This window comes from Tenacibaculum bernardetii (assembly GCF_029125915.1).
Lineage (GTDB): Bacteria > Bacteroidota > Bacteroidia > Flavobacteriales > Flavobacteriaceae > Polaribacter > Polaribacter bernardetii.
In genome coordinates, this window is sequence record NZ_JAQJCU010000006.1 from 45,010 (window position 1) to 70,479 (window position 25,470).

At 31.0% G+C, this 25,470-nt stretch carries 25 protein-coding genes, 2 tRNA genes and 1 pseudogene; 20 read left to right on the forward strand and 8 right to left on the reverse strand.

Features of this window, described 5'->3' with window-relative positions; translation table 11 throughout:
* The first annotated feature begins 10 nt into the window (after positions 1-10).
* Entirely contained in the window at positions 11-592 is a 582-nt protein-coding gene (locus tag P2G10_RS06410; protein ID WP_275315740.1) for a Crp/Fnr family transcriptional regulator, read from the forward strand.
* A gap of 99 nt (positions 593-691) precedes the next feature.
* Positions 692-1,486 carry a tRNA pseudouridine(38-40) synthase TruA gene (gene truA, locus P2G10_RS06415; protein ID WP_275315741.1) on the forward strand — a complete coding sequence of 265 codons (795 nt, stop codon included), beginning with the start codon at positions 692-694 and terminating at the stop codon, positions 1,484-1,486.
* A gap of 29 nt (positions 1,487-1,515) precedes the next feature.
* Here the strand turns inward: truA and P2G10_RS06420 are convergent, their stop codons facing one another.
* Together P2G10_RS06420 and P2G10_RS06425 are read right to left on the reverse strand one after the other, a co-directional pair.
* A complete protein-coding gene (locus P2G10_RS06420; RefSeq protein WP_275315742.1) occupies positions 1,516-2,283 on the reverse strand; it encodes an alpha/beta fold hydrolase in 768 nt (255 codons plus the stop codon).
* Position 2,284: 1 nt separating this feature from the next.
* Positions 2,285-2,998: a pyridoxine 5'-phosphate synthase gene (locus P2G10_RS06425; protein WP_275315743.1), complete on the reverse strand. Its 714-nt coding sequence runs from the start codon at positions 2,996-2,998 to the stop codon at positions 2,285-2,287.
* A 58-nt stretch (positions 2,999-3,056) separates the two neighbouring features.
* On the opposite strand from P2G10_RS06425, the gene P2G10_RS06430 reads away from it, so the two are divergent.
* The 8 genes from P2G10_RS06430 (at position 3,057) to murI (ending at position 11,007) form a co-directional block, all read left to right on the forward strand.
* Complete coding sequence (locus P2G10_RS06430; RefSeq protein WP_275315744.1) at positions 3,057-3,716, forward strand: CBS domain-containing protein; 660 nt, start codon at positions 3,057-3,059, stop codon at positions 3,714-3,716.
* Positions 3,717-3,749: 33 nt separating this feature from the next.
* Entirely contained in the window at positions 3,750-4,646 is an 897-nt protein-coding gene (locus P2G10_RS06435) for an NAD kinase (protein WP_275315745.1), read from the forward strand.
* A 106-nt stretch (positions 4,647-4,752) separates the two neighbouring features.
* Positions 4,753-5,433 (forward strand): type IX secretion system protein PorG, encoded by a 681-nt coding sequence (gene porG / locus P2G10_RS06440; RefSeq protein WP_218771447.1) that lies wholly within the window; start codon positions 4,753-4,755, stop codon positions 5,431-5,433.
* A 2-nt stretch (positions 5,434-5,435) separates the two neighbouring features.
* Positions 5,436-6,188 (forward strand): isoprenyl transferase, encoded by a 753-nt coding sequence (locus tag P2G10_RS06445; protein ID WP_218771448.1) that lies wholly within the window; start codon positions 5,436-5,438, stop codon positions 6,186-6,188.
* On the forward strand, positions 6,181-8,733 hold the full coding sequence (gene bamA, locus P2G10_RS06450; RefSeq protein ID WP_275315746.1) for an outer membrane protein assembly factor BamA: 2,553 nt from the start codon (positions 6,181-6,183) through the stop codon (positions 8,731-8,733). Before P2G10_RS06445 ends, bamA begins: the two co-directional genes overlap by 8 nt.
* A gap of 61 nt (positions 8,734-8,794) precedes the next feature.
* Positions 8,795-9,592 carry an OmpH family outer membrane protein gene (locus P2G10_RS06455; RefSeq protein ID WP_275315747.1) on the forward strand — a complete coding sequence of 266 codons (798 nt, stop codon included), beginning with the start codon at positions 8,795-8,797 and terminating at the stop codon, positions 9,590-9,592.
* A gap of 40 nt (positions 9,593-9,632) precedes the next feature.
* The gene (locus tag P2G10_RS06460; RefSeq protein WP_275315748.1) at positions 9,633-10,142 is read left to right on the forward strand and encodes an OmpH/Skp family outer membrane protein; all 510 of its coding nucleotides are present in this window, start codon (positions 9,633-9,635) and stop codon (positions 10,140-10,142) included.
* Between the two features lie 70 nt (positions 10,143-10,212).
* A complete protein-coding gene (murI, locus tag P2G10_RS06465; RefSeq protein WP_275315749.1) occupies positions 10,213-11,007 on the forward strand; it encodes a glutamate racemase in 795 nt (264 codons plus the stop codon).
* Here the strand turns inward: murI and P2G10_RS06470 are convergent.
* On the reverse strand, positions 11,004-11,969 hold the full coding sequence (locus tag P2G10_RS06470; protein WP_275315750.1) for a PorP/SprF family type IX secretion system membrane protein: 966 nt from the start codon (positions 11,967-11,969) through the stop codon (positions 11,004-11,006). The two genes, murI and P2G10_RS06470, sit on opposite strands and share 4 nt — an antisense overlap.
* A gap of 446 nt (positions 11,970-12,415) precedes the next feature.
* Between P2G10_RS06470 and P2G10_RS12765 the strand changes: the two genes are divergently transcribed.
* Positions 12,416-12,685: a DUF3781 domain-containing protein gene (locus tag P2G10_RS12765; protein WP_420833282.1), complete on the forward strand. Its 270-nt coding sequence runs from the start codon at positions 12,416-12,418 to the stop codon at positions 12,683-12,685.
* 50 nt (positions 12,686-12,735) lie between these two features.
* On the opposite strand, the gene P2G10_RS06475 is transcribed toward P2G10_RS12765, so the two are convergent.
* From P2G10_RS06475 to P2G10_RS06485, 3 genes are all read right to left on the reverse strand, one after another.
* Positions 12,736-14,715 carry a protein-disulfide reductase DsbD family protein gene (locus P2G10_RS06475; RefSeq protein ID WP_275315751.1) on the reverse strand — a complete coding sequence of 660 codons (1,980 nt, stop codon included), beginning with the start codon at positions 14,713-14,715 and terminating at the stop codon, positions 12,736-12,738.
* A 22-nt stretch (positions 14,716-14,737) separates the two neighbouring features.
* Positions 14,738-15,184: a protein-disulfide reductase DsbD domain-containing protein gene (locus P2G10_RS06480; RefSeq protein ID WP_218771456.1), complete on the reverse strand. Its 447-nt coding sequence runs from the start codon at positions 15,182-15,184 to the stop codon at positions 14,738-14,740.
* Positions 15,185-15,325: 141 nt separating this feature from the next.
* Positions 15,326-15,398: transfer RNA gene (locus tag P2G10_RS06485), tRNA-Met, on the reverse strand.
* A 168-nt stretch (positions 15,399-15,566) separates the two neighbouring features.
* Here P2G10_RS06485 and P2G10_RS06490 point away from each other — a divergent pair.
* The 6 genes and pseudogenes from P2G10_RS06490 to P2G10_RS06515 all read left to right on the forward strand — a co-directional run bounded on the left by P2G10_RS06490 (position 15,567) and on the right by P2G10_RS06515 (position 19,527).
* Entirely contained in the window at positions 15,567-15,731 is a 165-nt protein-coding gene (locus P2G10_RS06490) for a Lacal_2735 family protein (protein ID WP_275315752.1), read from the forward strand.
* Positions 15,732-15,740: 9 nt separating this feature from the next.
* Complete coding sequence (locus P2G10_RS06495; protein WP_218771458.1) at positions 15,741-16,142, forward strand: DUF2452 domain-containing protein; 402 nt, start codon at positions 15,741-15,743, stop codon at positions 16,140-16,142.
* Between the two features lie 7 nt (positions 16,143-16,149).
* The gene (locus P2G10_RS06500) at positions 16,150-16,440 is read left to right on the forward strand and encodes a TIGR03643 family protein (protein WP_275315753.1); all 291 of its coding nucleotides are present in this window, start codon (positions 16,150-16,152) and stop codon (positions 16,438-16,440) included.
* Positions 16,441-16,443: 3 nt separating this feature from the next.
* The gene (locus tag P2G10_RS06505) at positions 16,444-17,913 is read left to right on the forward strand and encodes a cryptochrome/deoxyribodipyrimidine photo-lyase family protein (protein WP_275315754.1); all 1,470 of its coding nucleotides are present in this window, start codon (positions 16,444-16,446) and stop codon (positions 17,911-17,913) included.
* Between the two features lie 8 nt (positions 17,914-17,921).
* Positions 17,922-18,049, forward strand: a pseudogene (locus tag P2G10_RS06510) (DUF2256 domain-containing protein).
* The gene (locus tag P2G10_RS06515) at positions 18,046-19,527 is read left to right on the forward strand and encodes a cryptochrome/photolyase family protein (RefSeq protein WP_275315755.1); all 1,482 of its coding nucleotides are present in this window, start codon (positions 18,046-18,048) and stop codon (positions 19,525-19,527) included. The pseudogene P2G10_RS06510 and the gene P2G10_RS06515 overlap by 4 nt, the downstream one beginning before the upstream one ends.
* 37 nt (positions 19,528-19,564) lie before the next feature.
* On the opposite strand, the gene P2G10_RS06520 is transcribed toward P2G10_RS06515, so the two are convergent.
* Positions 19,565-19,637 (reverse strand) — tRNA-Met (locus P2G10_RS06520).
* A gap of 138 nt (positions 19,638-19,775) precedes the next feature.
* On the opposite strand from P2G10_RS06520, the gene era reads away from it, so the two are divergent.
* Positions 19,776-20,657, forward strand: coding sequence for a GTPase Era (gene era / locus P2G10_RS06525; protein ID WP_218771463.1), 882 nt, complete (start codon positions 19,776-19,778; stop codon positions 20,655-20,657).
* Here the strand turns inward: era and P2G10_RS06530 are convergent.
* Positions 20,654-21,160 (reverse strand): GTP-binding protein, encoded by a 507-nt coding sequence (locus P2G10_RS06530; RefSeq protein ID WP_275315756.1) that lies wholly within the window; start codon positions 21,158-21,160, stop codon positions 20,654-20,656. The two genes, era and P2G10_RS06530, sit on opposite strands and share 4 nt — an antisense overlap.
* Positions 21,161-21,261: 101 nt before the next feature.
* On the opposite strand from P2G10_RS06530, the gene der reads away from it, so the two are divergent.
* Together der and P2G10_RS06540 are read left to right on the forward strand one after the other, a co-directional pair.
* Positions 21,262-22,566, forward strand: a complete 1,305-nt coding sequence (gene der, locus P2G10_RS06535; protein WP_218771465.1) for a ribosome biogenesis GTPase Der — start codon at positions 21,262-21,264, stop codon at positions 22,564-22,566.
* Positions 22,567-22,652: 86 nt separating this feature from the next.
* Positions 22,653-25,424 (forward strand): outer membrane beta-barrel protein, encoded by a 2,772-nt coding sequence (locus P2G10_RS06540; RefSeq protein WP_275315757.1) that lies wholly within the window; start codon positions 22,653-22,655, stop codon positions 25,422-25,424.
* Positions 25,425-25,470: the final 46 nt, after the last annotated feature.

The window sequence follows — 25,470 nt, forward strand, 5'->3', positions numbered from 1 at the left end:
AAACCAAACAATGACTAAAGAAAATTTAGAAAAATATATACAATCTATCTTGCCAATGCCCACAGAAAAAGCTAAATTATTAACAGCGAGGTTCGAGTTAGTTGAAATCAAAAGTAATGTTGCTATTTTGGCCGAAAACAAAACGCCGAAAGCGACTTACATATTAGAATCCGGACTCGTTAGATCGTACACCGTTAATAGTAACGGTGATGAAATTACTACCAATATTTTTTCTCCTTTTTGTTTTGTAAACGACTTTTTATCATTTTTCAAACAAAAACCAAGCAGTGAAAACTTTCAGAGCCTTACGGATTGTGTTTTATGGAAAATGAAATATAATGATGTACAAGAAAGCTTTCATACCATACCAGAGTTTAGAGAGTTTGGAAGAATGATGTTGATTATGAATTATTCGAATCTTAAAGATCGCATGTTAGGCATGATAAAAGATTCTGCCGAAAAACGCTATTTAAAATTAATGAAACAGCAACCTGAAATCCTTAAAAACGTACCCTTAAAAATTTTAGCTTCTTATTTAGGTATTACTGATACTTCGTTAAGTAGAATCAGAAAAGAAATCTCTTTAAAATAACACAAATACACTTCCATCTAATGTCTAAAAATTAGGTTGATTCCTAAGACGTTTTCTAGTAACTTCGCTAACTAAAATCACTCTTTTTCTAACTCACAAATGCGATATTTTATACACTTAGGATTCGATGGCACCGATTACAGCGGTTGGCAAAGACAAAACAGCACCCAAAACACGGTTCAAGAAGCCTTAGAACAAACACTTTTTAAACTCTTTAAGAAAAGAATAAGCGTTTATGGTTGCGGTCGAACCGATGCAGGTGTGCATGCTAGCCAATATGTTATAGACATCAATCTTGATGAGCCACCTAGTTTCGACTTAAAATTTAGGCTAAATAAGAATCTACCTAATAGCATCGCCATTTTTGAAATATTTGAAGTCAACGAAGATCAATATGCCCGTTATGGTGCAGTATCACGCACCTACGATTATTTTATACATTGGAAGAAAAACCCAATACTATTTCACAATAGTTCTTTTTATGAAAATTTAAAACTAGACTTCGAATTAATGAAAAAAGCTGTGGCTCTTATTCGTGAAACTAAAGATTTTAAGGCGCTGTGTAAACAACCACATTTATACGATAATACACTTTGTGAGATAAGTAATTGCGAATTGTTTATTGATGAAGCACAAGGACGCATGCGCTTTACGATTACTGGTAGTCGTTTTTTGCGTGGCATGGTAAGAATTTGTGTTTATTATTTACTAGAAGTCGGGCGTTGTAAAATGACTGTAGCTGAATTTACCGAAATTTTGAATCTAAAAAAAGAACTAAAAATTAAGTATTCCGCTCACCCAAACGGTCTTTTTCTCAGCAAGGTGGAATATCCTTTTTTAAAATTGGATGACTCATATAATTTGGTAAAAATACTGAGCGTTGGATTGGAGTAATTAAAACCTAACAGAAACGCATCATAAAATCACTTTAAAAAACCGATAAGCGCTGTATAAAAATCCTTCGGATTTTCAGCATGTAGCCAATGCCCTGCGTTCGTTATTTTTTTTATGGTAGAATTCGGAAAGTGCGCATTGATAATCGGTTCTTCATTTACCGAAATATAACCCGAGTTTTCTCCTTTTAAAAACAAGGTTTCACCTTCAAAAACGGTAAACGAAGGTAAAGCTTCACCTACTTCGTTATTATTTTCAGTCAACGATTTCAAATTAAAACGAAATCCGTATTGATCTTTCGTTTTCCTGTACACGCTTTTTAATAAGAATTGTCGCACGCCAACTTCCGGAATTAATCCTGACAGTTTTTCATCTATCAAGCTTCGTGAATCTTGAATCGTAAAATCAACAGAATTCAAAGCCTCTAAAATATCATGATGATGTGGCGGATACATTCTTGGCGAAATATCAGCAACCACCAATTTATTAACCAAATCAGCATACTCAGTAGCAAATAACATTACTGTTTTACCGCCCATAGAATGCCCTAATAAAGCTACCTTTTCTAAATTATAATGTTGTATATAATTATATAAATCGGCTACCATTACTTCGTAATTAAATTCATCAGAATGAAAACTACGACCATGATTTCTTTGATCTATTAAATGTACTTCAAATCCGTCTTCCCCTAATTTGCTAGCATGGCTTTTCCAATTATCACCCATACCAAAATAACCGTGCAAGATTAACAACGGTTTTCCTTCTCCTATTATTCTAGAATGTAAAATTTGCATCTTATTGTAATCTGTGTAAATACATATTCACCACGTTTTCTAAACCTAAATACAACGACTCAGAAATAAGCGCGTGCCCTATTGAAACTTCGGCTAAATTTGGAATATTTTGCTTAAAAAACTTGATATTTTCTAAACTTAAATCATGCCCTGCATTAATACCTAAACCTAATTCGTGTGCTAAAATTGCAGCATCTGCATATGGTTTTATAGCATTTTTATTACCTAAATCAAACTGAGTTGCAAATTCTTCGGTGTATAATTCAATACGATCTGCACCTGTTTTAGCCGCGGCTTCAATCAACTTTAAATCTGTATCAATAAAAATTGAAGTTCTAATTCCGTTATTCTTAAATTCCGAAATAACTTCTTGTAAATACGATTGATTCGCTACAGTATCCCAACCGGCATTTGATGTTAAAGTATCTACACTATCTGGCACCAAGGTTACTTGTGTTGGTTTTATTGCTAACACCATTTTCATGAATTGATCAATCGGATTTCCTTCAATATTATATTCGGTAGTTACAATCGATTTTAAATCATAAGCATCTTGGTAACGAATATGTCGTTCATCTGGTCGTGGGTGAATCGTAATTCCCTCTGCACCAAAACCCTGAATATCGGCTGCTACCTTTAATAAATCAGGTGTATTTCCACCTCTAGAATTACGTAACGTAGCAATTTTATTAATATTTACACTTAACTTTGTCATCTCATAAAATTAGGCTACAAAGATAATCATTAAAACATTTTAAACTATATTCGTAGTAATGAATGTGAACGAATTTATACTTAAAGAAATTAAAGCACTTACTTTAAAAAGCACTGTAAAAAGCGCTTTAAAAGTATGTAAAGATCTACCTATAACTCATATTCCTATTGTTGAAAACGGCAAACTAATTGGTTGCTTACCCGAAAGTGATGTTCATACGATTGAAAACAAAGAAGATTTACTTAGTGAATACACTTATTTACTAGATCATTTTTACTCTAATGAAAAAACAACGCTTTTAGACTTAATTGTATTATTTGCTGATAACGACTGTAATTTAATTCCGGTTTTAGACAAAGACATGAATTATGTTGGTTATTATGAATTAAGCGACATCTTAGATGCTTTTGCCGACAGCCCTTTTTTACACAATGAAAGTGAAACTTTAATCATAGAAAAGAACAAAAATGATACTTCTATGGGTGAAATTGCTCAAATAGTAGAAACTAACGGCGGAAAATTACTAGGTCTTTACACCTCTTCTGAAAATCAGGATAATATTCAGGTTACTTTAAAAATTAATACTGAAGAAATAAACGAAATCATTCAAACTTTTCGAAGATATGACTACAATGTTATCACAAAACATGAAGATGATTTTTATTTAGAAGAATTAAAAGATAGAGCTTCTTATTTAAAAAAATACTTAGATATGTAATTTACATATTTATACCATAAAACATTATTACAAGTGAAAAAAGTAGCTATTTACGGTCAGGCCTATACAATTTCTGCTGAAAAAGAAATTAAAATATTAGTATCGGCATTAGAAAAAAACAAAATTGTTATTTTTTTTGAAAAAGAGTTTTATGACTTATTAGTTGCAAATAATTCTTTATCAAAAAAGTATCCTACCTATGCACATTTTAATGACTTATCAAATTCTTTTGATATGATGTTTACTATTGGTGGTGATGGAACTTTTTTAAGAGCCGTAACTTACATCAGAGATTTAAACATACCTGCTTTAGGTATAAATACCGGAAGATTAGGTTTTTTAGCTACAGTTCAAAAAGATCAAATTAACGAAGCAGTTGATTTATTACTAAATAAAAATTACATAACTCAAGATAGATCATTACTACAAATAGAAACCTCTCCGCAAGCAAAGGAATTTACTGAGCTTGACTTTGCTCTAAACGAAATAACTATAGCCCGTAGAAATACCACATCAATGATTGGCGTAAAAACCTATTTAAACAAAGAGTACTTAACAAATTACTGGGCCGATGGTTTAATTATATCAACACCAACAGGCTCTACAGGCTATTCATTAAGTTGTAACGGTCCTGTCATTTTGCCCGACTCTAAAAGTTTTGTTATTACACCTATCGCTCCACATAACTTAAATGCGAGGCCAATGGTAATACCTGACGACATAATAATCGATCTAGAAGTTAGCGCTCGTGAAAAAGATTACCTAATCTCGTTAGATTCTAGAATCACCACGGTTTCGGAAGGTACAAAAATTAAAATACAAAAAGCGTCCTTCACCATAAAAAGCATTTTACTTGACCACCAATCGCATTTAAGAACTCTACGAGGTAAACTTTTATGGGGAGAAGACACCAGAAACGAATCTTTATAATTGCACTGTATCACAATAAATTCAATAAAAAAAAGTTAATCAAAAAGACAGATTATTAACTTTTTAAAGCAAATTCATTTTACTATATTTGCACGCTATTTTTCTTATGAAGAACACTATTATATTCATATTATTTGCTTTTACAGCAATCACAATACAATCTCAGACTCACGAAATAGGTTTTTTCGTAGGGGGAACAAATTATGTTGGAGATATAGGTCGAAGTAGCTACATATATCCTAATGAATTAGGTGGTGGTTTAATTTACAAATACAACTTAAATCCAAGAATAGCTTTAAGAGGTACCTACACTTATATTCCTGTTTCTGGCGACGATAAAAGCTCTGAAAATTTATTCCGCCAAAACAGAGGGAATAATTTCTCTAACAATTTACATGAATTTGCTGCGGGGATAGAATTTAACTTCTTCGATTACAATATTAGTAATTACAAAACAACGTTTACTCCATATATACTAGCTGAAATTGCTGCATTTAATTACGCAAGTCCTGTAGAAAGAACTTCACCTACTACTGTTCGCTTAAAAAACAAGTTCTCTTATTCTTTGCCAGTAGGTGTAGGTATTAAAGGGCGTTTAGACGATCACTTAGCAATAGCTTTAGAAACAGGTGTAAGAATTACAATAGTTGATGATATAGATTTTACTACAGACAAGATAAATGATTTTAATTTTGGTGGTACTGGTAATGACTGGTATATGTTTACTGGAATTTCTATTGTTTATAGTTTTGGAAGACCACCTTGTTACAAAGGTTTAGCAGAATAAATATGAAAGACAAATTACACTGTATCAACTTACAAAAAGTACCAAATCATATTGCTGTTATTATGGATGGTAATGGTAGATGGGCTAAAGGTAAAGGAATGCAACGTGTTTTTGGTCATAGAAACGCACTTACCGCAATAAGGCAAACGGCCGATGCAGCATCTGAAATAGGGGTGAAATTTGTTACATTATATGCTTTTTCTACAGAAAACTGGAACAGACCCAAACTAGAAGTAGACGCTTTAATGAGCCTACTTGTTAGCACGTTAAAAAAAGAACTACCAGATTTTCAGCGTAAAAACGTAAAAATTAATGCTATTGGTAACATAGATAGTTTACCTAAAAGTGCGCAAAAAATACTTGCAAAAGTTATTAGCGAAACAGAAAACAACACTAAAATCACCTTAACTTTTGCTTTAAGTTATGGTTCTAGAGAAGAAATTGTTAACACAATCAAAAACATATCTAAAAAAGTTGTTAATAACGAGCTCGATATTGAAAAAATAGACGAAAAAATTATAAATAACCATTTATATACATTTAATTTGCCCGACGTTGATTTAATGATACGTACAAGTGGCGAACAACGAATTAGTAATTTTCTACTTTGGCAAATAGCATATGCCGAATTATATTTTACAGAAGTATTATGGCCAGATTTTAGAAGAGAAAATCTTTTTGACGCTGTAATAGATTACCAGGACAGAGAAAGAAGGTTTGGAAAAACAAGTGAACAGATTGAGACCAATGAATAAATATTCTTATTTAGTAGTATTTTTAATCGCCTTTTTATCGGCGAATACACAAGCACAAAACACCATAACTAAAGATAGCACATCCACTGGTAATGTTATTCCTTATAAAAAAGGAGAACAATATATACTTGGTGGAATTACAGTTAGTGGTTTACAGAAGTTTAGCGAGCAAACAATAAGAGTTTACACTGGTCTAATTGATGGTCAGTCTATAAAACTACCTGGAGACAAACTTACCAGCGCTATTAAAAAACTTTATGAAAGTAAGCAGTTTAATGAAGTAGATGTTTATCTATCTAAAAAAGATGGTGAAACTGTTTATCTTTTATTTGATGTTAAAGAACTTCCTCAACTAACAGACATTTCTGTTTCGGGTATTAGCAAGTCTAAAGCAAAAGAACTTAAAAAAGATACTGAGCTTAAAAAAGGAGCTATGGTTACAGATAACTTAATCGTAACTACAAGAAATTATATTAAAAAGAAATATACCGATAAAGGGTTTTTAAAAACAAAGGTTTCTTTAAATACAAAAAAAGACACATCTGACATAAACACTGTTAGTATGGATATTTTTATAGACAAAGGAAGTCGTATCAAAATTAAAGAAATTAACTTTATAGGTAACGAAGCAATGTCTAACAGTACCTTGCGTGGAATTATGAAAAACACCAAACGTAAAATTTTTGGTCGTTTTTGGAAATCATCTAAGTACATATTAGATGACTATAAAGAAGATTTAGAAAATATTCTTGAAAAATATAGTGAAAACGGATACCGTGATGCACGTATTTTGTCTGATAAACTTATCTGGAATGAAGACAATACAATTAACCTTGATATTACATTAGAAGAAGGTCGTCAATACCGTTTTGACGAAATAAAATTCATAGGAAACAAAACCTATTCTGATAAATTCTTACAAAATTTATTACGTATTGATAAAGGAGATGTCTATAACGGAAAAGTTTTAAAAGAACGCATTTCAGGTGATGGAACTCCAAATTCTCAAGATATTCAAACATTATATCACAACAATGGATATTTGTTTTCTCAAATAAACGCTATAGAAACTAAAGTAGATAATGATTCTATTACCGTAGAAGTTCGTATTCGTGAAGACGAACAAGCTACCATTAAAAAAGTAACGGTTAGTGGAAACGAAAAAACAAATGACCACGTTATTTATAGAGAACTACGTGTAAAGCCAGGTGATTTATTTAGTCGTCAAAATATTATTAGATCTATACGTGAAATTGGTCAGTTAGGTTTCTTTGACGCCAATGTAACTCCAGATGTTAAACCAAACTACCAAGATAAAACAGCTGATATTGATTTTTCTGTTGTAGAAAAAGGTGGAAGTCAGATTGAGCTACAAGGTGGTTATGGAGGTGGATCATTTATAGGAACACTAGGACTATCTTTTAATAACTTCTCTTTTAGAAATATTTTTAATAAAGAAGCCTACAAACCATTACCTATGGGTGACGGTCAAAAACTATCATTACGCTTACAGGCTAGTCAAACTTATAATACTTATAGTTTTTCTTTTACAGAGCCATGGTTAGGTGGTAAAAAACCACAATCATTATCATTTTCTGTTTATTTATCTAATCAATATAGATACGATTTTCAAACCAATAGAGTAGATAAAGATCAGAGTTTAAGTATTATTGGAGCTTCTATTGGTTTAGGAAGACGTTTAAGTTGGCCTGATGATTATTTTTCTCTATCTCAAAACATAAGTTACCAAAGAATCGACCTACAAAACTACGGTTATAGAGTAGGGTCCTCTAACGATGTTATTAGCGATGGAAACTTAAATAACCTAGCGTATAGTGTTGCGCTTAGTCGTAACTCTACTGGACCTAGTTTAATATTCCCTAGCTATGGATCTGAGTTTACTATTAAAGCAAAGGCTACATTTCCTTATTCATTAGTTAATGGAAAAGATTATACAGAGGATGAAAACCCAACTAACGATCAAAGGCAAGCTTATTTGGCCGACAAATATAGATGGCTAGAGTACTATAAATTATCTGCAAAAGGAAAATGGTACACTTCATTATCTTCAAACAATAAATTAGTATTAATGTCTAATTTTGAAATGGGGTATTTAGGAAGCTATAACAGCGAATTAGGTTTAACGCCTGTTGAGAGATATTTTGTTGGTGGTGATGGTATTGCTCAAGGACAATTAGATGGTAGAGAAACTATTGGATTAAGAGGTTATGAGAACAATAGAATCTCATCTGTTGATGGTGGCGCTATATATAACAAATTTCAAATGGAATTGCGCTACTCTATAACAGACAAGCCTTCTGCATCAATATATACTTTAGGATTTTTAGAAGCTGGTAACTCTTATAACAATTTTAGTGAATTTAATCCGTTTCAATTAAAGCGTTCAGCTGGTATGGGTATTCGTATATTTATGCCTGCATTTGGATTACTAGGTATCGATTTTGCCCACGGGTTTGATCCATTACCAGGACAATCTGAAAAATCTGGATGGCAAACACATTTTATCATCGGAAGACAGTTCTAAAAACTTACAATTCTAATAATCGTTTTTTTGGCACGGTTTTTTCTAAATACATTATAGTAACATGAAAAAAAGTATTTTATCAATCGTTCTTTTATTTATCACAACTATTGCTCTTGGGCAAAGAAGTCAGCGTATTGCATATATTGATATGGAATATATTCTTCAAAATATCCCAGAATATTTAGAAGCTCAAAATTCTTTAGATGCTAAAGTTGAAAAATGGAAAACTAAATTAGATAAAGAAGCGAGGGCTATAGAAGTTTTAAAAACTGACTTAACTAACGAAAAAGCAATTTTAACAACAGATTTGGTTGTAGAACGTGAGGAAGATATAACTATTAAACAAGAATCTTTACGCAGGTTAGAATCGTTATACTTTGGCCCAAATGGAGATATGTATAATTTAAGAAAGCAATTAATAAAACCTATTCAAGATCAAGTTTATAATGCAGTGCAATCTATAGCTTCTAGAAAAAAATATGATTTCGTTTTTAATAAATCTAGTGAGCTTGTTATGTTGTATTCCAACAAAAAACACGATATTAGCGAACTTATTGTTAAAATAATAAACATTGACCAGAAAAAGCAACAGAGGAGTGATAAAATAGCTGAAAAGAAAGCATTGCTTAAAAACGAAAGTTTAACTGACTCTCAAAAAGATAAAATAGCTCAAAAAGAAGCGCTTAGAAAGAAAAAGCAAAATGATAGGCTTGCTAAAATTAAGCAAATTGAAGAAAAAAGACAAGCTAAATTAAAGCAAAGAGCTGACGCAAGAAAGTTATTAAAAGAAAAGAAAGATGCTTTAAGAAAAGCTCAAGAGGAAGCAAGAAAAGAGGCTGAAGCAAAAAAGAACAAATAAATCAAGAATAAAGAACAATAAATTAAATTAAAAAACAAAGATGAAACATTTTAAAACGTTAGTATTAGTTGCAATTTTCACAATTGGATTAGGTAGTGTGGCAAATGCACAAAAAACTGCACATATAAACACTGATAAGTTATTATCTGAAATGCCTGCAACCAAAGCAATGAAGGTTGAGTTAGAGAAATTAAACAAAACTTACCGTGACGACATCGAAGCTATGTACAAAACAGTGCAAGCTAAAATGAAGAAATATGAAGCGGAAGGTAAGAGCCAAACACAAGAAGTAAATCAAAAAAGAGGTTTAGAGATTCAGCAAGATTCTCAAAGAATCAAACAAGCTGAACAGGCTGCTGGACAAGAAATGCAAAAGAAATATCAAGAAAAAACACTTCCTATCTTAAAGAAAGCTGAGCAAGCAATTAAAGATGTTGCTGCTGCTAAAGGAATTATTTATGTATTTGACGCTGCACCAGGTAAAGGTTTAATCGTTTATGATAAAGGTGAAAACATTTATGATGCTGTTAAAGCTAAATTAGGATTTTAAATATAAAACCTAAAAAAATATGTTATAAAAATCCTGCTGAATTCAGCAGGATTTTTATTTTTGTTATATTATGAAAAAAGACAATCAAAAACCTATTGGTATATTCGACTCTGGGATTGGAGGCACCTCTATTTGGAAGGAAATTAACGCTCTATTACCAAACGAAAGTACGATATACCTGTCTGATAGTAAAAACGCTCCCTATGGGCAAAAAACAAAGGAAGAGATTTTAGATTTATCAATTAAAAACACAGAATTATTAATAAACAAAGGCTGTAAACTTGTCGTTGTTGCCTGTAATACTGCTACCACAAATGCAATAGATTATTTAAGGAATAATTATAACTTACCGATTATAGGTATTGAGCCAGCAATTAAGCCTGCTTCTATTCAAACCAAAAGAGGTATTATTGGTATTTTAGCCACCAAAGGAACACTTAATAGCAGACTATTTGAACAAACGTCTGCAACGATAGATAATAGCATCACGATTATAGAACAAATTGGAACTGGCCTTGTTGAACTTATTGAAAATGGTAAAATTCATTCAACAGAAATGACAAATTTACTAAAGAAACACTTAAAACCAATGCTTTATTCTAAATGTGACTATATTGTCTTAGGCTGTACACATTACCCATACCTTATTCCTCAAATAAAAGAAATAGTAGGAAATACTGTGCGTATTATTGATTCTGGTGAGGCTGTTGCAAGACAAACAAAAAATATTTTAATAAGAGAAAACCTTATTTCAAATTCAAATGTTGATATTGATAATATTTTTTACACCAATAAAGACAAAACCGTTTTAGATCTTATTTTAGAGGATTATAAAAGAGCAACTGTGGCTAATTTAGATTTTTAAAAGCTTCCGTTTATATTAGGGCAAGCTGATCCTCTACGCTTTCGGCATAACACATTTATTCCAAAAGATAATTGGTGAAATCCACCGTTAGAGAAAACAACATCACCACTTTGTTGCGTGTAAGTATAGGCAAACATTAAATTTTTATAATTTACCCCAACTATTGGAGTTATATAATGAGCATCACCAAATACACTACTATCTAAACTCCTACGATACGAAAGTACTGCCCACAACTGAGTTGTTTCTAATTTTTTATAAATTTTAAAGTTTACATCAGCAATCTTTTCACCTGTTTGTTCTTTATATTGTAACATTGCAGATGGTTCGAATTGTAGTTTATCTTCATCTCCGAAAAAATAACCAGCACCGACAATATAATTTCTCAAATTAAGAGATTCAAAATCGGGGTTCAAATCATTTTTTGCTGAAAGCATAATATTTTTTACTGTAAAATAAGATGAAAAACCTTTATGATGATAAGAAAGTCCAAAATCAGCATTAAAATAAAAATCACTTTGTATAATTTGACTGACAGCGGGGTCATTTACAAACCTTGTTTGGTCAACTTCGTTTTGAACAACAGACATAGATAGACCAAATGATAACTGTTTAAATAAATTTTCGTTACCTAAGTTTAGGTGATAAGCATAAGTAGCTTGTAAACCTTTTTGCGAATGGTATCCATTTTTATCATTAAAAAGTATAAATCCGTAAGCAGCGTTAGAATTCTCATTAAACTTAGCATGAAAACTTGCTGTTTGTAGAGAAGGAGCATCTTTTACTCCAATCCATTGCTGACGGGCTGTTAAACGCAACTTACCACAATCACCAATACCTGCTGCGGTTGGGTGTAATAAATAAACATTATCAGATAAATAATCTGCATAGATTGGTAATGTTTCCTGACCGTATGTTTTAGATAAAAAAATTAAAAAAAACAAGACTACAATTCTTTTCATAAGTTTTAATTTACTAATAGCCCTCAAATATAAACAAGTGAAACAAGAAATACTCTTAATATATAAAAAGTAAGTGCATTATTTAATAAATTAACTTTGTAAAAAAGCTATTAGATATCTATATATCTCTTAACTAAAACTTTACAAGACCACGACATATACTATAAAATTTAACAATTAATTTAAGGGAATTAACGAAACTAATTTTACTTTTGTGGTAGAAAAAGAAATTGAAAAAGTGCCAGTTTCGTTTTTTTTTAATTTTAAGAAATTTGAAGGGTTTTTTCTAATAAATTAAACAAACTGGTGCCTCAATTTACACTTTACACATATTCTTTTCTTCAGAAGGTTTTTTAAAACGATAAAGAGATTTTTGTAAAAATCTATAAGTGCGTGTTATTTAAATAACTTTAAAATAAATAAAAAATTGTATCACTTAAAATAAAATGCTAATAAATAAAAGTGATATTTTAAAGAAACATTGCTATACAGCATTAGTTTATCAGAGAATAAATAAAAAATTGTCTACTTTATTTTCTAAAAAAGAAATAGAAACCTTGATATACGAAGCAATAAAAGAAGCTGATTTGAAGTGTTTTGAAAAGATTGGCAAGAATTTCTATATTTCAAATAGTACAAATAATATAAAAATTACAGTAAATTCTGCTACTTATAGAATTATAACCGTTGATAAAATTTATAACAATAACATATAAATTCAAAAAAAACACTTTAGGGAAACCTAAAGTGTTTTTTTTTAAAAAAGCTATTTTTTAAAATTACCAATTCCTTTTTCTAACCAATTATAATATTCATCAGCATTTGGTGTATAAGAAACCGGATCTATTAAGTTTGTTTCATCATGAGCCATTAATACATAAAATGGCTGTGAATTTGCTTTGTATTTTAAAGTTTGTAATTCACTCCATTTTTGACCTATATATTTTAACTTTTTACCTGGATTCAATTTAGAATCTACAACCTCATCTTTGTTTAAAGCTCTTTTATCATCAACATATAAAGAAATTAAAACAACTTTATTTTTTAAAACATCAAGCACTTTAGGTTTTACCCAAACATTTTGTTCCATCTTACGGCAATTAACACAAGCATGACCCGTAAAATCTATCATTACCGGCTTACCAATTTTCTTTGCATATGCAAGGCCTTTATCGTAATCATGAAAAGAAACAATGTCGTGAGGTGGCATTAAATGAGCCCCTTCAGGTAAATTACTATGAGTATCTGTTTTACTACTAGAAACAGTAATTGAATTTTGTTTTGTATACCCTATTCCGTATGGCGATTCGCTATAATGTTGCGGTGGCGGAAAAGCACTTATTAAGTTTAAAGGTGCACCCCATAAACCAGGCAACATATAAATAGTAAATGCTCCTACAACCAACCCTAAAGATAATCTTCCTACAGAAATATGCTTTTGTGGACTATCGTGAGGTAATTGTATTTTACCTAATAAATAAAGTGTTAAAGCACCAAATATAGCAATCCATATCGCAATAAAAACTTCTCTTTCTAATAAGTGTAATTGCATTACTAAATCGGCATTCGATAAAAATTTAAATGCCAATGCTAATTCTAAAAACCCTAAAACAACTTTTACTGTATTTAACCATCCGCCAGATTTTGGTAATGAATTTAACCAACCCGGAAACGCTGCAAATAATGCAAATGGCAATGCAATGGCTAAAGAAAACCCTAGCATACCAATTATAGGTGCTAAGCCCCCTTTTGATGCTGCCTCAACTAATAATGTACCTACAATTGGTCCTGTGCAAGAAAATGATACAATTGCTAAAGCTAACGCCATGAAAAAGATACCAATTAAACCCCCTCTATCTGCTTGCGAATCTACTTTTGTAGCCCAAGAACTTGGTAAAGTAATCTCAAAAGCACCTAAAAAAGATACTGCAAAAATTACTAATATCAAGAAAAATGAAATATTAAACCAAACATTAGTTGATAGTGCGTTTAATGCATCAGCCCCAAAAACACCGGTTACAACTGTACCTAATAAAACATATATTGCAATAATCGATACCCCATAAATAATGGCATTTTTAATTCCTTTAGCTTTGCTTTTACTTTGTTTTGTAAAGAAGCTTACTGTCATAGGAATCATCGGAAAAACACAAGGTGTTAACAATGCTGCAAAACCAGATAAAAAAGCAATAAAGAAAATACTTAATAATCCTTTTTTACTTTCTTCAGAGTCATTATCAGATTTAGCTTTATTAGCAATCGCGTTGCTCTTAGAAACGCTCTTTGTCAAATCAAAAACTAAATCGATTTCTTTTGGAGGCAAACACTTTTCGTCTGTACATGCAATAAACTCAACAAATGCAATTACTTCTTTAACTTTTAAGTCTACTAATTCTATTTCTTGTTCAAAAACAGCTTTATAAGCGAATGACTTAATATTCATTCCTTCCTCATTAAAAAGCTTTGTGAATTTAACTTTTCCTTTAGGCTCTTTTGTATTTCCTACTAACTTTAAACTACCGCCATCATCATCATAGGTAAAAGTGGTTGGTATTGGACCGCCTTTTGGTACTTCCTGAGAATAGAGACTCCAGTTTTCCTTTATAGTAGCTTCTGTAATTAATTTATATTTTGAATCTGATATTTTCTCAACTTTTGTTGTCCATTTTATAGGATTAAATATCTGACCTCTTACTGTTATTGTGCTGATTAACAAAACCAGCAGTAGTAGCGTTATTTTTTTCATCTAAATTATATTGATGTATTATTTAATTAATCATAAAAGATAAATCTTCTTCTTTAGGGGGTAAACAATTTTCATCTGAACAAACCATATACTCTACAGTACCTTTAATAATAAACTTCTCTTGTGTTTTTAACCTAATACGTTGTTTAAAAACTGCTTTTTCATCAAAATATTTAATACGCATATCAAACATTTCATCATCTACAACATGTCCTTCGTCTTCTTTTGTATTTCCTTTTTTTAAATATCTTTTATCTCCTATAAATGAAAATAATGTAGGTATAGGACCTCCTTTAGGTATTTCCTGAGAATAGATATGCCATTCATCATCAAGTATTGCTGTGGCAATTAATTCTATTTCTTGATTTGATATCTTTTTTACTGATGTTGTCCATTTTACTGGGCTGTGAATTTGCCCATAAGAAACAAGACTTATTATAAATAGTAATACTGATACTAATTTCTTCATTATTATACAATTAATACGGTTGTTCTAATTTTTGTAAAAATAACACCTTTCTATATTAAATTCGGTTACATTTAAAAAGTTTAACTTTTTAAATATTCGAACAAAAAAAAAGAGTAATCATTTCTGATTACTCTTTTGTAGTAGCGGGAACTGGACTCGAACCAGTGACCTTCGGGTTATGAGCCCGACGAGCTACCTACTGCTCTATCCCGCGATTTCGAGTGCAAATGTACTACTTTTAATTACATTAAAACAAAAAACATAAATTTATTTATCAAAAAAAACATAAACAAGCCCTTTTGTTTAATCAATAATTGCATTTGTTAAACATTTTGTATCTTTACAAAAATATTATTTGTTATTCTCACAAAAAACTGCGTGTATGTTTGGATTGTTTAAAAAAAAATCGTCAAAAGAAAAATTACAAGATCAATATAAACAACTTTTAAAAGAAGCCTATGGTTTATCTACGGTTAACAGAAAAATGAGTGATCAAAAGACCATGGAAGCTGAAGAAATAATGAAACAAATAGAAAAACTGAATTAACCTTTTTTTATGATACAAGATAAAAAACCTGATAATGTAGTTTTTAATACAGAAACTCAAAAATACGACGCAGCTCTTAAGCCATATGCAACATCAGTTGGTGCACCAGTAATTACAACTACAGATACAATTGCATGGAAGAACAGAAGTATTAATAAAATAAATCATAAAGTAGCTGCCAAATATCTAGCACTTAAAGATGAATATGAAAAGATGATGCAACAGTTTGAGTATAATAACTTAATATTTGCTGCTAAATTTTCTTTTGAACCTATTATCGGTCAAGTATACCATTTGTATAAAAGAAATGATAATGAAAATTTTTTATCTATCATATCACCTAATGAATGTAACTTTAATTCTTTAGGTAGTTTTTACTTGAATGTAGATCAAATTTGGGAAAAAATTTAATTTTAGTATGGCACTACACAATCATAAATTTACAGAAAGAGAACTAAATAGAATTATAGAAATGGCTTGGGAAGACAGAACTCCTTTTGAAGCTATTTTATTTCAGTTTGAATTACCCGAAAAAGAGGTTATTAAATTAATGAGGGGGAATTTAAAAGAATCTAGTTTTAAGCGATGGCGAAAACGTGTAAATAGCGGCGTAAGTCAAAAACATTTAAAAAAACGTAATTCAGACATAACTAGGTTTAAATGCTCTCGTCAGAAAGCTATTTCTGGCAATAAAATAAGCAAGAGATAAAGTTTGGATAAGCATACTATAAATATTGTTTGGCTAAAGCGTGATTTACGTTCTTTAGATCACGAGCCTTTATTTAATGCTGAAAAATCAGACATTCCATATATAATTATCTACTTATTTGAGCCTAAAATTATTGAGCACCCTGATACTAGCCTACGACATCTTAGCTTTATATACCACTCTATAAAAGCACTTAACACTACTTTAAAAAAACACAATAAAAGTGTGCATTTGTTTTATGAAAATAGCCTAACTATTTTCACTTACTTAAATACTAATTTTAATATAAACAAAATATTTAGCTACCAAGAAAGTGGTACCAAAATAACCTGGGAACGAGATAAAAAAGTAGCTCTTTTTTGTGAAAAAAATTCAATATTTTGGAAACAATATCAGCGTGATGGTATTTTAAGAGGCATTAAGAATAGGAAAAATTGGAATAATGAATGGCATAAAACAATGCACCAACCCGTTATTAACAATCAGTATTCTAATAAAACAAACATCAACATAACGCATCCTTTTAAAATACCTAAGGAGTTAAAAGCAAAATTAGAAAACTACCCTTCACACCTCCAACCTGCTGGGGAGCAAAATGCATGGCACTACTTAAAATCATTTACATTAAAAAGAGGTTTTAATTACCATAAACACATATCAAAACCCACGGAAAGCAGAATGGCGTGTAGCCGACTCTCTCCTTATTTAGCTTGGGGAAACATCAGTATCAAACAAGTTTTTCAATTTATAGGCACACACCCTAACGGAACTAAAAACGATAGAGCTTTTAGCGGAATGTTAACACGCTTACATTGGCATTGTCATTTTATTCAAAAGTTTGAGGTTGAATGTAGTTATGAGACTCTTTGTATAAATAAAGGTTATGAATTATTAGAGCATAAAAAAAACACCGACTACATTAAGGCATGGAAAACAGGAACTACTGGTTATCCTTTAATTGATGCTTGCATGCGAGCTTTAGAGGAAACTGGATGGATTAATTTTAGAATGCGAGCAATGCTTGTGTCGTTTTTAACTCTAAATCTCGATCAAGATTGGAGAGAGGGAACTTATCATTTAGCAAGGTATTTTTTAGACTATGAACCTGGTATTCATTATCCTCAATTTCAAATGCAAGCAGGTACAACAGGTATCAACACAGTTCGACTATACAACCCTGTAAAGAACTCTTATGAACATGATCCGCAAGGTGTATTTATAAAAAAATGGATTCCAGAACTATCAAATGTTCCTACAGCCAGTATTCACGAGCCATGGAAAATGACATATATAGAGCAGGTTTTTTGTAAAACATTTATAGGTGAAGACTATCCGTTGCCAATCGTAAACCTACAAGAAAGCGCCCGTACTGCTAGAGATAAAATATGGGCACATAAAAAACACCCTGCTGTACAAGAAGAAAAAAATAGAATTCTTAGCATCCACGTTAACAAAAAAACTAAAAAGTTTTAATTTCTAAAATGAAAAAACAACATCTTCCTAAAAAAACATGCCTCGTTTGTAAGCTCCCTTTTTCTTGGCGTAAGAAATGGAAAAAAACTGGGAAGATGTAAAATACTGCAGTCAACGCTGCCGAAAAAACAAATGAAACAAGCAAACCTTATATTTCCTCATCAATTATTTGAAAAATCACCACTTTTCAATACAGAAGCTTCTACCTATTTAATTGAAGAGTTTTTATTTTTTAAACACTACAACTTTAATAAGCAAAAAATAGCTTTTCATAGAGCAACAATGAAAAAGTACGCTGATTTTCTTAAAGAAGACAAAAGCATAGAGGTTAACTATATTGAAGCTATAGATAAAAAATCAGATATAAGAACTTTAATTCCTTTTTTAAAAAAACAAGGAATAACACACATAAATTATATAGACACTACTGACGATTGGCTTCAAAAAAGAATAGAAAAAGGTTCTTTAGAAAATGATATCTCCATCAAAAAATACAATTCACCACTTTTTTTAAACACTAAAAAAGAGATTTCTGCACTTATTACTAAGGATAATAAAAAATATCATCAAACACCTTTTTACATCGCCCAACGTAAAGCCCGTAAAATTCTTATAGACTCAGATAACAATCCCGTTGGAGGCAAATGGACATTTGATACTGAAAACAGAAAAAAATATCCTGCCAAAAAAACACCAACAACAATACATTTCCCAGATGCAGACTCATATTACATAGAGGCTCAAAAATATGTAGCTAAACATTTTTCAAACAATCTAGGCAATCTTACCGAATATTCTTTATATCCCACAAATTACAAAACTACAAAGCAATGGTTGTACCAATTTTTCGAACATCGTTTTATGGATTTTGGCACTTATGAAGATGCTATTGTCGCAGAAAACTCAATACTAAACCACAGTGTATTAACTCCCATGTTAAACGTAGGTTTAATAACACCCAAACAAATTATTGATGCTTGCTTACAATACGCTATAGAAAATAAAATACCTATTAACTCAACAGAAGGTTTTGTTCGTCAGATTATTGGGTGGCGAGAATTTATAAGAGGCGTTTATGAAGTCCGAGGAAGGGACGAAAGAACTACTAATTTCTGGAAATTTAAAAAGAAAATACCCGCTTCTTTTTACAATGGTACTACAGGTATTTTACCAATTGATAAAACTATAAAAAAAGTATTACAAACAGGTTATTGCCACCACATTGAGAGGCTGATGATTTTAGGAAACTTTATGATGTTGTGTGAATTTGATCCAAATGAAGTTTACAAATGGTTTATGGAGCTTTTTATTGATGCTTATGATTGGGTAATGGTTACAAATGTTTACGGAATGAGCCAATATGCCGATGGAGGTATAATGGCTACAAAACCATACATAAGTGGCAGTAATTACATACTAAAAATGAGTAATTATAAAAAAGGTGAGTGGCAAAAAACTTGGGATGGGCTTTTTTGGCGTTTTATGCATACACATCGTGATTTCTTTTTATCAAATCCTCGATTAGGAATGCTAGTTCATATGTTTGATAAAATGCCTGAAGAAAAACAACAAAACCATCTTACTGCAGCAAACAACTACCTCTTAAGAGCATAAAAAAACACCTTACTTTATAAAGTAAGGTGTTTTATAGTAGCGGGAACTGGACTCGAACCAGTGACCTTCGGGTTATGAGCCCGACGAGCTACCTACTGCTCTATCCCGCGATTTCGAGTGCAAATATACCGCTATTTATTCCTTCTATCCTAACAAAATAGCTTTTTAAAACAAACTTTTTCTTAACTACAACAATAACAGCTACATAAAAAAATTCTTATTTAATTGAAACAGCTTATCTTTGCCTCATGACACATAAAGCAGGATTTGTAAACATCATCGGGAACCCAAATGTTGGTAAATCAACATTAATGAACGCATTGGTTGGCGAAAAATTATCAATCATCACTTCTAAAGCCCAAACTACAAGGCATCGTATTTTAGGTATTGTAAATGACGATGATCATCAAGTAGTTTTTTCTGACACTCCAGGAATTATTAAACCTGCTTATGAGCTGCAGCATTCTATGATGGATTTTGTAAAAGCTGCTTTTGATGATGCCGATGTGTTAATTTACATGGTTGAAGTTGGTGAAAAGGAATTAAAAAACGAAGCTTTCTTTAATAAGATAATTCACAGTGAAATCCCTGTCATATTATTATTAAATAAAATTGATAAATCATCACAAGAAGAGGTTGAAGAAAAAATTGAGTACTGGAAAAACAAAGTACCAAATGCCTTTGTATATGTAATTTCTGCCTTAGAAAGATTCAATATCGATTCTGTCTTTACCAAAATTAAAGAGTTATTACCAGAAGGCCCTGCTTTTTATCCGAAAGATCAATTGACAGACAAGCCAGAACGTTTTTTTGTAAACGAAAAAATACGAGAGAAAATCCTAACACACTACAAAAAAGAAATTCCATACTCTATAGAAGTAGAAACTGAAGAATTTGTAGAAGAAGAAGACATTATAAAAATTCGCGCTATTATTATGGTTGAACGTGACACTCAAAAAGGTATTATAATTGGGCATAAAGGTGCAGCACTTAAACGTGTAGGAACAGAATCACGCAAAGACTTAGAAGTCTTTTTTGATAAAAAAGTATTTCTAGAACTTTATGTAAAAGTAAATAAAAACTGGAGATCCAATGAGCGTCAATTAAAACGTTTCGGATATAAAGATTAATTTATCTTTTGTAATAATAATTTTGTGAATTTTTTTAAACTATCCATTTGTTTTTTACCTGTAGCTTTCCCTAAACGTCCTACAAAGTAAAATATTACCCATATAATAGGCAAAACAACAAGCATTACAACAGGAAATACAGAAACCTTTTGTAAAGACCAATTACTGTATACTATTACTCCGAAAATTAAAAAAGCAATAGCCACAACGAAGTGTAAAAACATAAAAAATGTCCACACTTGTGGCTTCGGCCCAAATAAGCCTTTAACTAAAGAAGTTGTTTCAGACAGTTCTTCTATTTCGAGGTATAACTGAGGTGACCAAAAATGAGTTTCTTTTTTAGGCACATCAATAATTACATGATTGTCTACCATTCTCATTTCATATATTGTTACATCCGATAAATGTTTTTTAATTTCACTTAATAAAACTACCGAATTCATATTAAAATCAATTTGAAATCTGGGTTTTAAAAAAATCTGATTATATAATTGATCCTTCATATTTTTATAATATTCGCCACAATGTAGTAAAAATACTATACTATTAAAAATTTCGCTTAATTTCATAACGTAAGTTGTATCTTTGCACAAATTTTTGCATAATGAGTAGTATTGTTGCCATTGTTGGAAGACCTAATGTAGGTAAGTCCACTTTATTTAACCGTTTAGTACAACGTCGTGAAGCTATTGTAGATTCTGTAAGTGGAGTTACAAGAGATAGACACTACGGAAAATCTGAATGGAACGGAAAGGAATTTTCTGTAATTGATACTGGTGGATATGTTGTCGGGTCGGATGATATTTTTGAAGGAGAAATACGCAAACAAGTACAGTTAGCTATTGATGAAGCTGACATTATAATTTTTGTAGTTGATGTTGAGCAAGGAATTACGCCTATGGATGCTGAAGTTGCAAAAATTTTACGCCAAGTTAAAAAGCCTCTTATTATGGCTGTTAATAAGGTAGATAATGCAATGCGTGATGCTGATGCTGTTGAATTTTACAACCTTGGCTTAGGTGATTACCACACCATTTCTTCTATAAACGGAAGTGGAACAGGTGAATTGTTAGATGCTGTTGCCAAAGAGATTCCTGAAGAAGAAGAAATTGAAGAGAATGAACTTCCTCGTTTTGCCATTGTAGGTCGTCCTAATGCTGGTAAATCTTCATTTATTAATGCTTTAATAGGAGAAGATAGAAATATCGTTACTAATATAGCCGGTACAACTAGAGATTCTATTGACACAAAATATAATCGTTTTGGTTTTGAATTTAATTTAGTAGATACTGCTGGAATTAGAAAAAAATCGAAAGTAAAAGAAGATTTAGAATTCTACTCTGTTATGAGAGCTGTTCGTGCAATTGAACACTGTGATGTTGCTGTTTTAGTAGTTGATGCAACTCGTGATTTTGAAGGGCAAGATGAAAAAATATTTTGGCTAGCAGAGAAAAACAAAAAGGGAGTTGTTATACTTGTCAATAAATGGGATTTAATTGAGAAAGAAACAAACACCATGCGTGATTTTGAAGCTAAAATAAGACAAACAATTGCTCCTTTTAGTGATGTTCCTATTATATTTACTTCAGTATTAACAAAGCAACGTATTTTTAAAGCAATTGAATCTGCTGTTGAGGTTTTTGAAAATAGAAAACGTCGTATTCAAACAAGCAAATTGAACGAAACTATGTTAGAGATTTTGGCTCAAAATCCACCTCCAGCAATTAAAGGGAAATACGTAAAAATTAAATACTGTATGCAATTACCAACGTATACTCCACAGTTTGCATTTTTCGCTAATTTACCTCAGTACATTAGAGACCCATACAAACGTTATTTAGAAAATCAATTACGTGAGCGTTATAATTTTAACGGTGTACCTATTACCATATATTTTAGACAGAAATAAAATATTTTTAACATATATTAACTATTTTCAAAGTAGTTTTTTCATTTTCTTTGCCTGTTAATAAACTAACTCGCTATTAAAGAAAGATGAAAAAACTACTTTTACTTTTCACCCTATTACTTGCTACAAACATGCTAGCACAATCTTATCAATTTAAAATATCCGGTAAGATAAATTCAAAAAAAGAAAAAACGCCAATTGAGGCTGCTACAATTCATATAGAAAAAGTAAAAGACAGTACAGTTGTTTCATACACAATATCAGATGACAACGGAAATTTTTCTTTAGAAGGAAAATCATATAACAAAAATTTAAAGTTATTTATATCATATATCGGAATGAATACCTTTACGAAAGTTATTTCATTAGATAAAAAATCAACTTTCGAGTTAGGAAATATTAACTTAGAAGAAGAAAGTAATTTACTGAATGAAATTGTTGTTACCTCTAGAGCTCCTATTACTATTAAAACAGACACGTTAGAGTTTAATGTAAAGTCTTTTAAAACAAAGAAAGATGCTAACGTTGAAGATTTATTAAAAAAACTACCTGGCGTAGAAATTGATGAAAACGGTAAAATTACCGTTAACGGAAAAGATGTAAATAAGATTTTAGTAAACGGGAAACCTTTTTTTGGAAATGACCCTAGTATTACTACAAAAAATCTGACAAAAGATATTATTGAAAAAGTTCAGATTACAGATACAAAATCAAAATCTGAAGCTTTTTCTGGTGAAAAAGGAGATGCAAACAACAAAACGATAAATCTAACCATTAAAAAAGAAAATAATAAAGGTTGGTTTGGTAGAGTATCTGGTGGTGCAGGAACCGATAAACGTTACGAAGGAGCAACAATGGTAAATCGCTTTGACAACGATCAACGTTTTAGTGTTTTGGCAAGTACAAACAATATAAATTCACCTGGATTTAGTTTTGGTGAAATTCAAAAAATGTTTGGAGGTGGAAATAACTGGATTGGTGGCAACGGTAGCTTTAGCATTAACGGTAGACGTTTTGGTGGAGGTAGCGGAATTGTAAAATCTAAAACTGCTGGAGCAACATATGCTGATCAATACGGAAAAGGAGTTGATGTAAATGCTAACTATTTTTACTCGGGTAGTTCTTCTAATGACGCTTCTAAAAGCAATAAAGAATACACGCTTCCTGATAGAAAATATTTTACGAATGCAACCTCTACATCAAATGATGAAAATCATAACCATAGTGTTAGTACGGAATTCGATATCGAAATAGATTCAACTTTTTTAATTAACATAAGTCCTTCTTTTGTTTTTAACAAAAGAGAAGGAAATAATCGTAGAGAGGAAGAATCTTTAAGTGAAAGCAATGTTCTTACCAACAATTACACGAGTAATTCATTTGCTAAATCTAGTACCAATAATTTTAAAAATACTATTGATATTACCAAAAAATTAGGCTCAAAAGGTGCGTTTATTAAGGCTTCGATTACAAATCAAATAGATGAATCTAATACTGATGAAATAAACAAATCAACTATTGAAGTGTTTGGAAGTAACCCAAGCTCTGAAACTAGAGATCAAGAAAGTACCATATCAGATAATTTAGTAGGCTTAAACACCATGGTAACATATCGTTTTCCTTTAGTTGCAAAGAAATTCTTTTTAGACGCTAAATACAGTTATCAAAGTGATGAAAGAGAGAATAAGCAAGATACATATGATTTTAATAATTCTTCGCAACAGTATACCGATTTTAATGAAAGTTTAAGTTCGGATTTTACGTATAATGACATCGCAAAAACACCTTCTCTAGAATTAATTTATAAAACAAAAAAATGGCGTTTTAATTTCGAGACAGGCTTTGTAAACAGAACTTTAGAGAACAACGACAAATTACGTCCTGAATTAAGTTTAAACAAAAAGTTTAATAACATCGCTTTAGATGCTGGTTTTAGATACCGATTTGACTCGAAAGCTTCTATATATTTAGATTACCGTTTAACAAACAGAGTACCTGGTATTAACCAAATTCAACCTTTCGAAAACGTTAGTAATCCATCAAATATAATTACTGGTAATCCAAAATTAAAACCAACACAAAATCACAGAGCTTATATTAATTTCAACAAATTTAATTGGCAAGCTGGTACAGGTATTTATTTATATGTTAGTGGTAGTATGTTTAAGAATCAAATTATTTCTAACACATCTATTTCTGATGAATTTATAAGAAACTCAACTTACGAAAATACCGATGGAGGCTATGATCTTTGGGGAGGTGGTAGTTATAGTAAAAAAGTAAAGTTAGATTCTATTACCACATTAAAACTAAGAGCTGGCTCTAATATTAGTGTCTTTAAAAACTTTAACATTGTAAATAACATAAAAGAAGGAGCGCAAACAAGTGCTTTAAGACCTAACTTAGGTGTAACTTTAGATTGGAACAAACTTATCTCTATCGAAACACGCTATGATGTTTCTTTTTCTAAAACTAAATATGATATAAACACCAATCAAAATCAAAATTTCACAAGCCATTCTTTAACCATAAGAACAAAAACAAACTTTCCAAAAAAATTAGAATGGAGAAACGATGTTAAATACACTTACAACCCTAATGTTGTTGGTTTTAATAAATCTGCTTGGTTTTGGAATGCTACATTAGCGTACTCTGTACTAAAAGACCAAGGAACTATAAGTTTAAAAGGATATGATTTATTAAGTCAAAATACAAATGCACAACGTAGAGCCACTTCTAATTATATTGAAGATTCTGAAAGTACTGTGTTAGAAAGATATTTTATGCTAGGCTTTAGTTGGAAATTTAATAGTTTAGGTAAAAAAGGAAAAATACGAGATTATAATATGCGTTTTTAATCAAAGAAATACATCACAAAAAAGTCCTTATTTTAACAAGGACTTT

What these genes read in the sequence shown, in the direction of transcription:
- P2G10_RS06410 (WP_275315740.1), top strand. Translation starts at nt 11, where the DNA reads ATGACTAAAGAAAATTTAGAAAAATATATACAATCTATCTTGCCAATG.
- truA (WP_275315741.1), top strand. Translation starts at nt 692, where the DNA reads ATGCGATATTTTATACACTTAGGATTCGATGGCACCGATTACAGCGGT.
- P2G10_RS06420 (WP_275315742.1), bottom strand. Translation starts at nt 2,283, where the DNA reads ATGCAAATTTTACATTCTAGAATAATAGGAGAAGGAAAACCGTTGTTA.
- P2G10_RS06425 (WP_275315743.1), bottom strand. Translation starts at nt 2,998, where the DNA reads ATGACAAAGTTAAGTGTAAATATTAATAAAATTGCTACGTTACGTAAT.
- P2G10_RS06430 (WP_275315744.1), top strand. Translation starts at nt 3,057, where the DNA reads ATGAATGTGAACGAATTTATACTTAAAGAAATTAAAGCACTTACTTTA.
- porG (WP_218771447.1), top strand. Translation starts at nt 4,753, where the DNA reads ATGAAGAACACTATTATATTCATATTATTTGCTTTTACAGCAATCACA.
- P2G10_RS06445 (WP_218771448.1), top strand. Translation starts at nt 5,436, where the DNA reads ATGAAAGACAAATTACACTGTATCAACTTACAAAAAGTACCAAATCAT.
- bamA (WP_275315746.1), top strand. Translation starts at nt 6,181, where the DNA reads ATGAATAAATATTCTTATTTAGTAGTATTTTTAATCGCCTTTTTATCG.
- P2G10_RS06455 (WP_275315747.1), top strand. Translation starts at nt 8,795, where the DNA reads ATGAAAAAAAGTATTTTATCAATCGTTCTTTTATTTATCACAACTATT.
- P2G10_RS06460 (WP_275315748.1), top strand. Translation starts at nt 9,633, where the DNA reads ATGAAACATTTTAAAACGTTAGTATTAGTTGCAATTTTCACAATTGGA.
- murI (WP_275315749.1), top strand. Translation starts at nt 10,213, where the DNA reads ATGAAAAAAGACAATCAAAAACCTATTGGTATATTCGACTCTGGGATT.
- P2G10_RS06470 (WP_275315750.1), bottom strand. Translation starts at nt 11,969, where the DNA reads ATGAAAAGAATTGTAGTCTTGTTTTTTTTAATTTTTTTATCTAAAACA.
- P2G10_RS12765 (WP_420833282.1), top strand. Translation starts at nt 12,416, where the DNA reads ATGCTAATAAATAAAAGTGATATTTTAAAGAAACATTGCTATACAGCA.
- P2G10_RS06475 (WP_275315751.1), bottom strand. Translation starts at nt 14,715, where the DNA reads ATGAAAAAAATAACGCTACTACTGCTGGTTTTGTTAATCAGCACAATA.
- P2G10_RS06480 (WP_218771456.1), bottom strand. Translation starts at nt 15,184, where the DNA reads ATGAAGAAATTAGTATCAGTATTACTATTTATAATAAGTCTTGTTTCT.
- P2G10_RS06490 (WP_275315752.1), top strand. Translation starts at nt 15,567, where the DNA reads ATGTTTGGATTGTTTAAAAAAAAATCGTCAAAAGAAAAATTACAAGAT.
- P2G10_RS06495 (WP_218771458.1), top strand. Translation starts at nt 15,741, where the DNA reads ATGATACAAGATAAAAAACCTGATAATGTAGTTTTTAATACAGAAACT.
- P2G10_RS06500 (WP_275315753.1), top strand. Translation starts at nt 16,150, where the DNA reads ATGGCACTACACAATCATAAATTTACAGAAAGAGAACTAAATAGAATT.
- P2G10_RS06515 (WP_275315755.1), top strand. Translation starts at nt 18,046, where the DNA reads ATGAAACAAGCAAACCTTATATTTCCTCATCAATTATTTGAAAAATCA.
- era (WP_218771463.1), top strand. Translation starts at nt 19,776, where the DNA reads ATGACACATAAAGCAGGATTTGTAAACATCATCGGGAACCCAAATGTT.
- P2G10_RS06530 (WP_275315756.1), bottom strand. Translation starts at nt 21,160, where the DNA reads ATGAAGGATCAATTATATAATCAGATTTTTTTAAAACCCAGATTTCAA.
- der (WP_218771465.1), top strand. Translation starts at nt 21,262, where the DNA reads ATGAGTAGTATTGTTGCCATTGTTGGAAGACCTAATGTAGGTAAGTCC.
- P2G10_RS06540 (WP_275315757.1), top strand. Translation starts at nt 22,653, where the DNA reads ATGAAAAAACTACTTTTACTTTTCACCCTATTACTTGCTACAAACATG.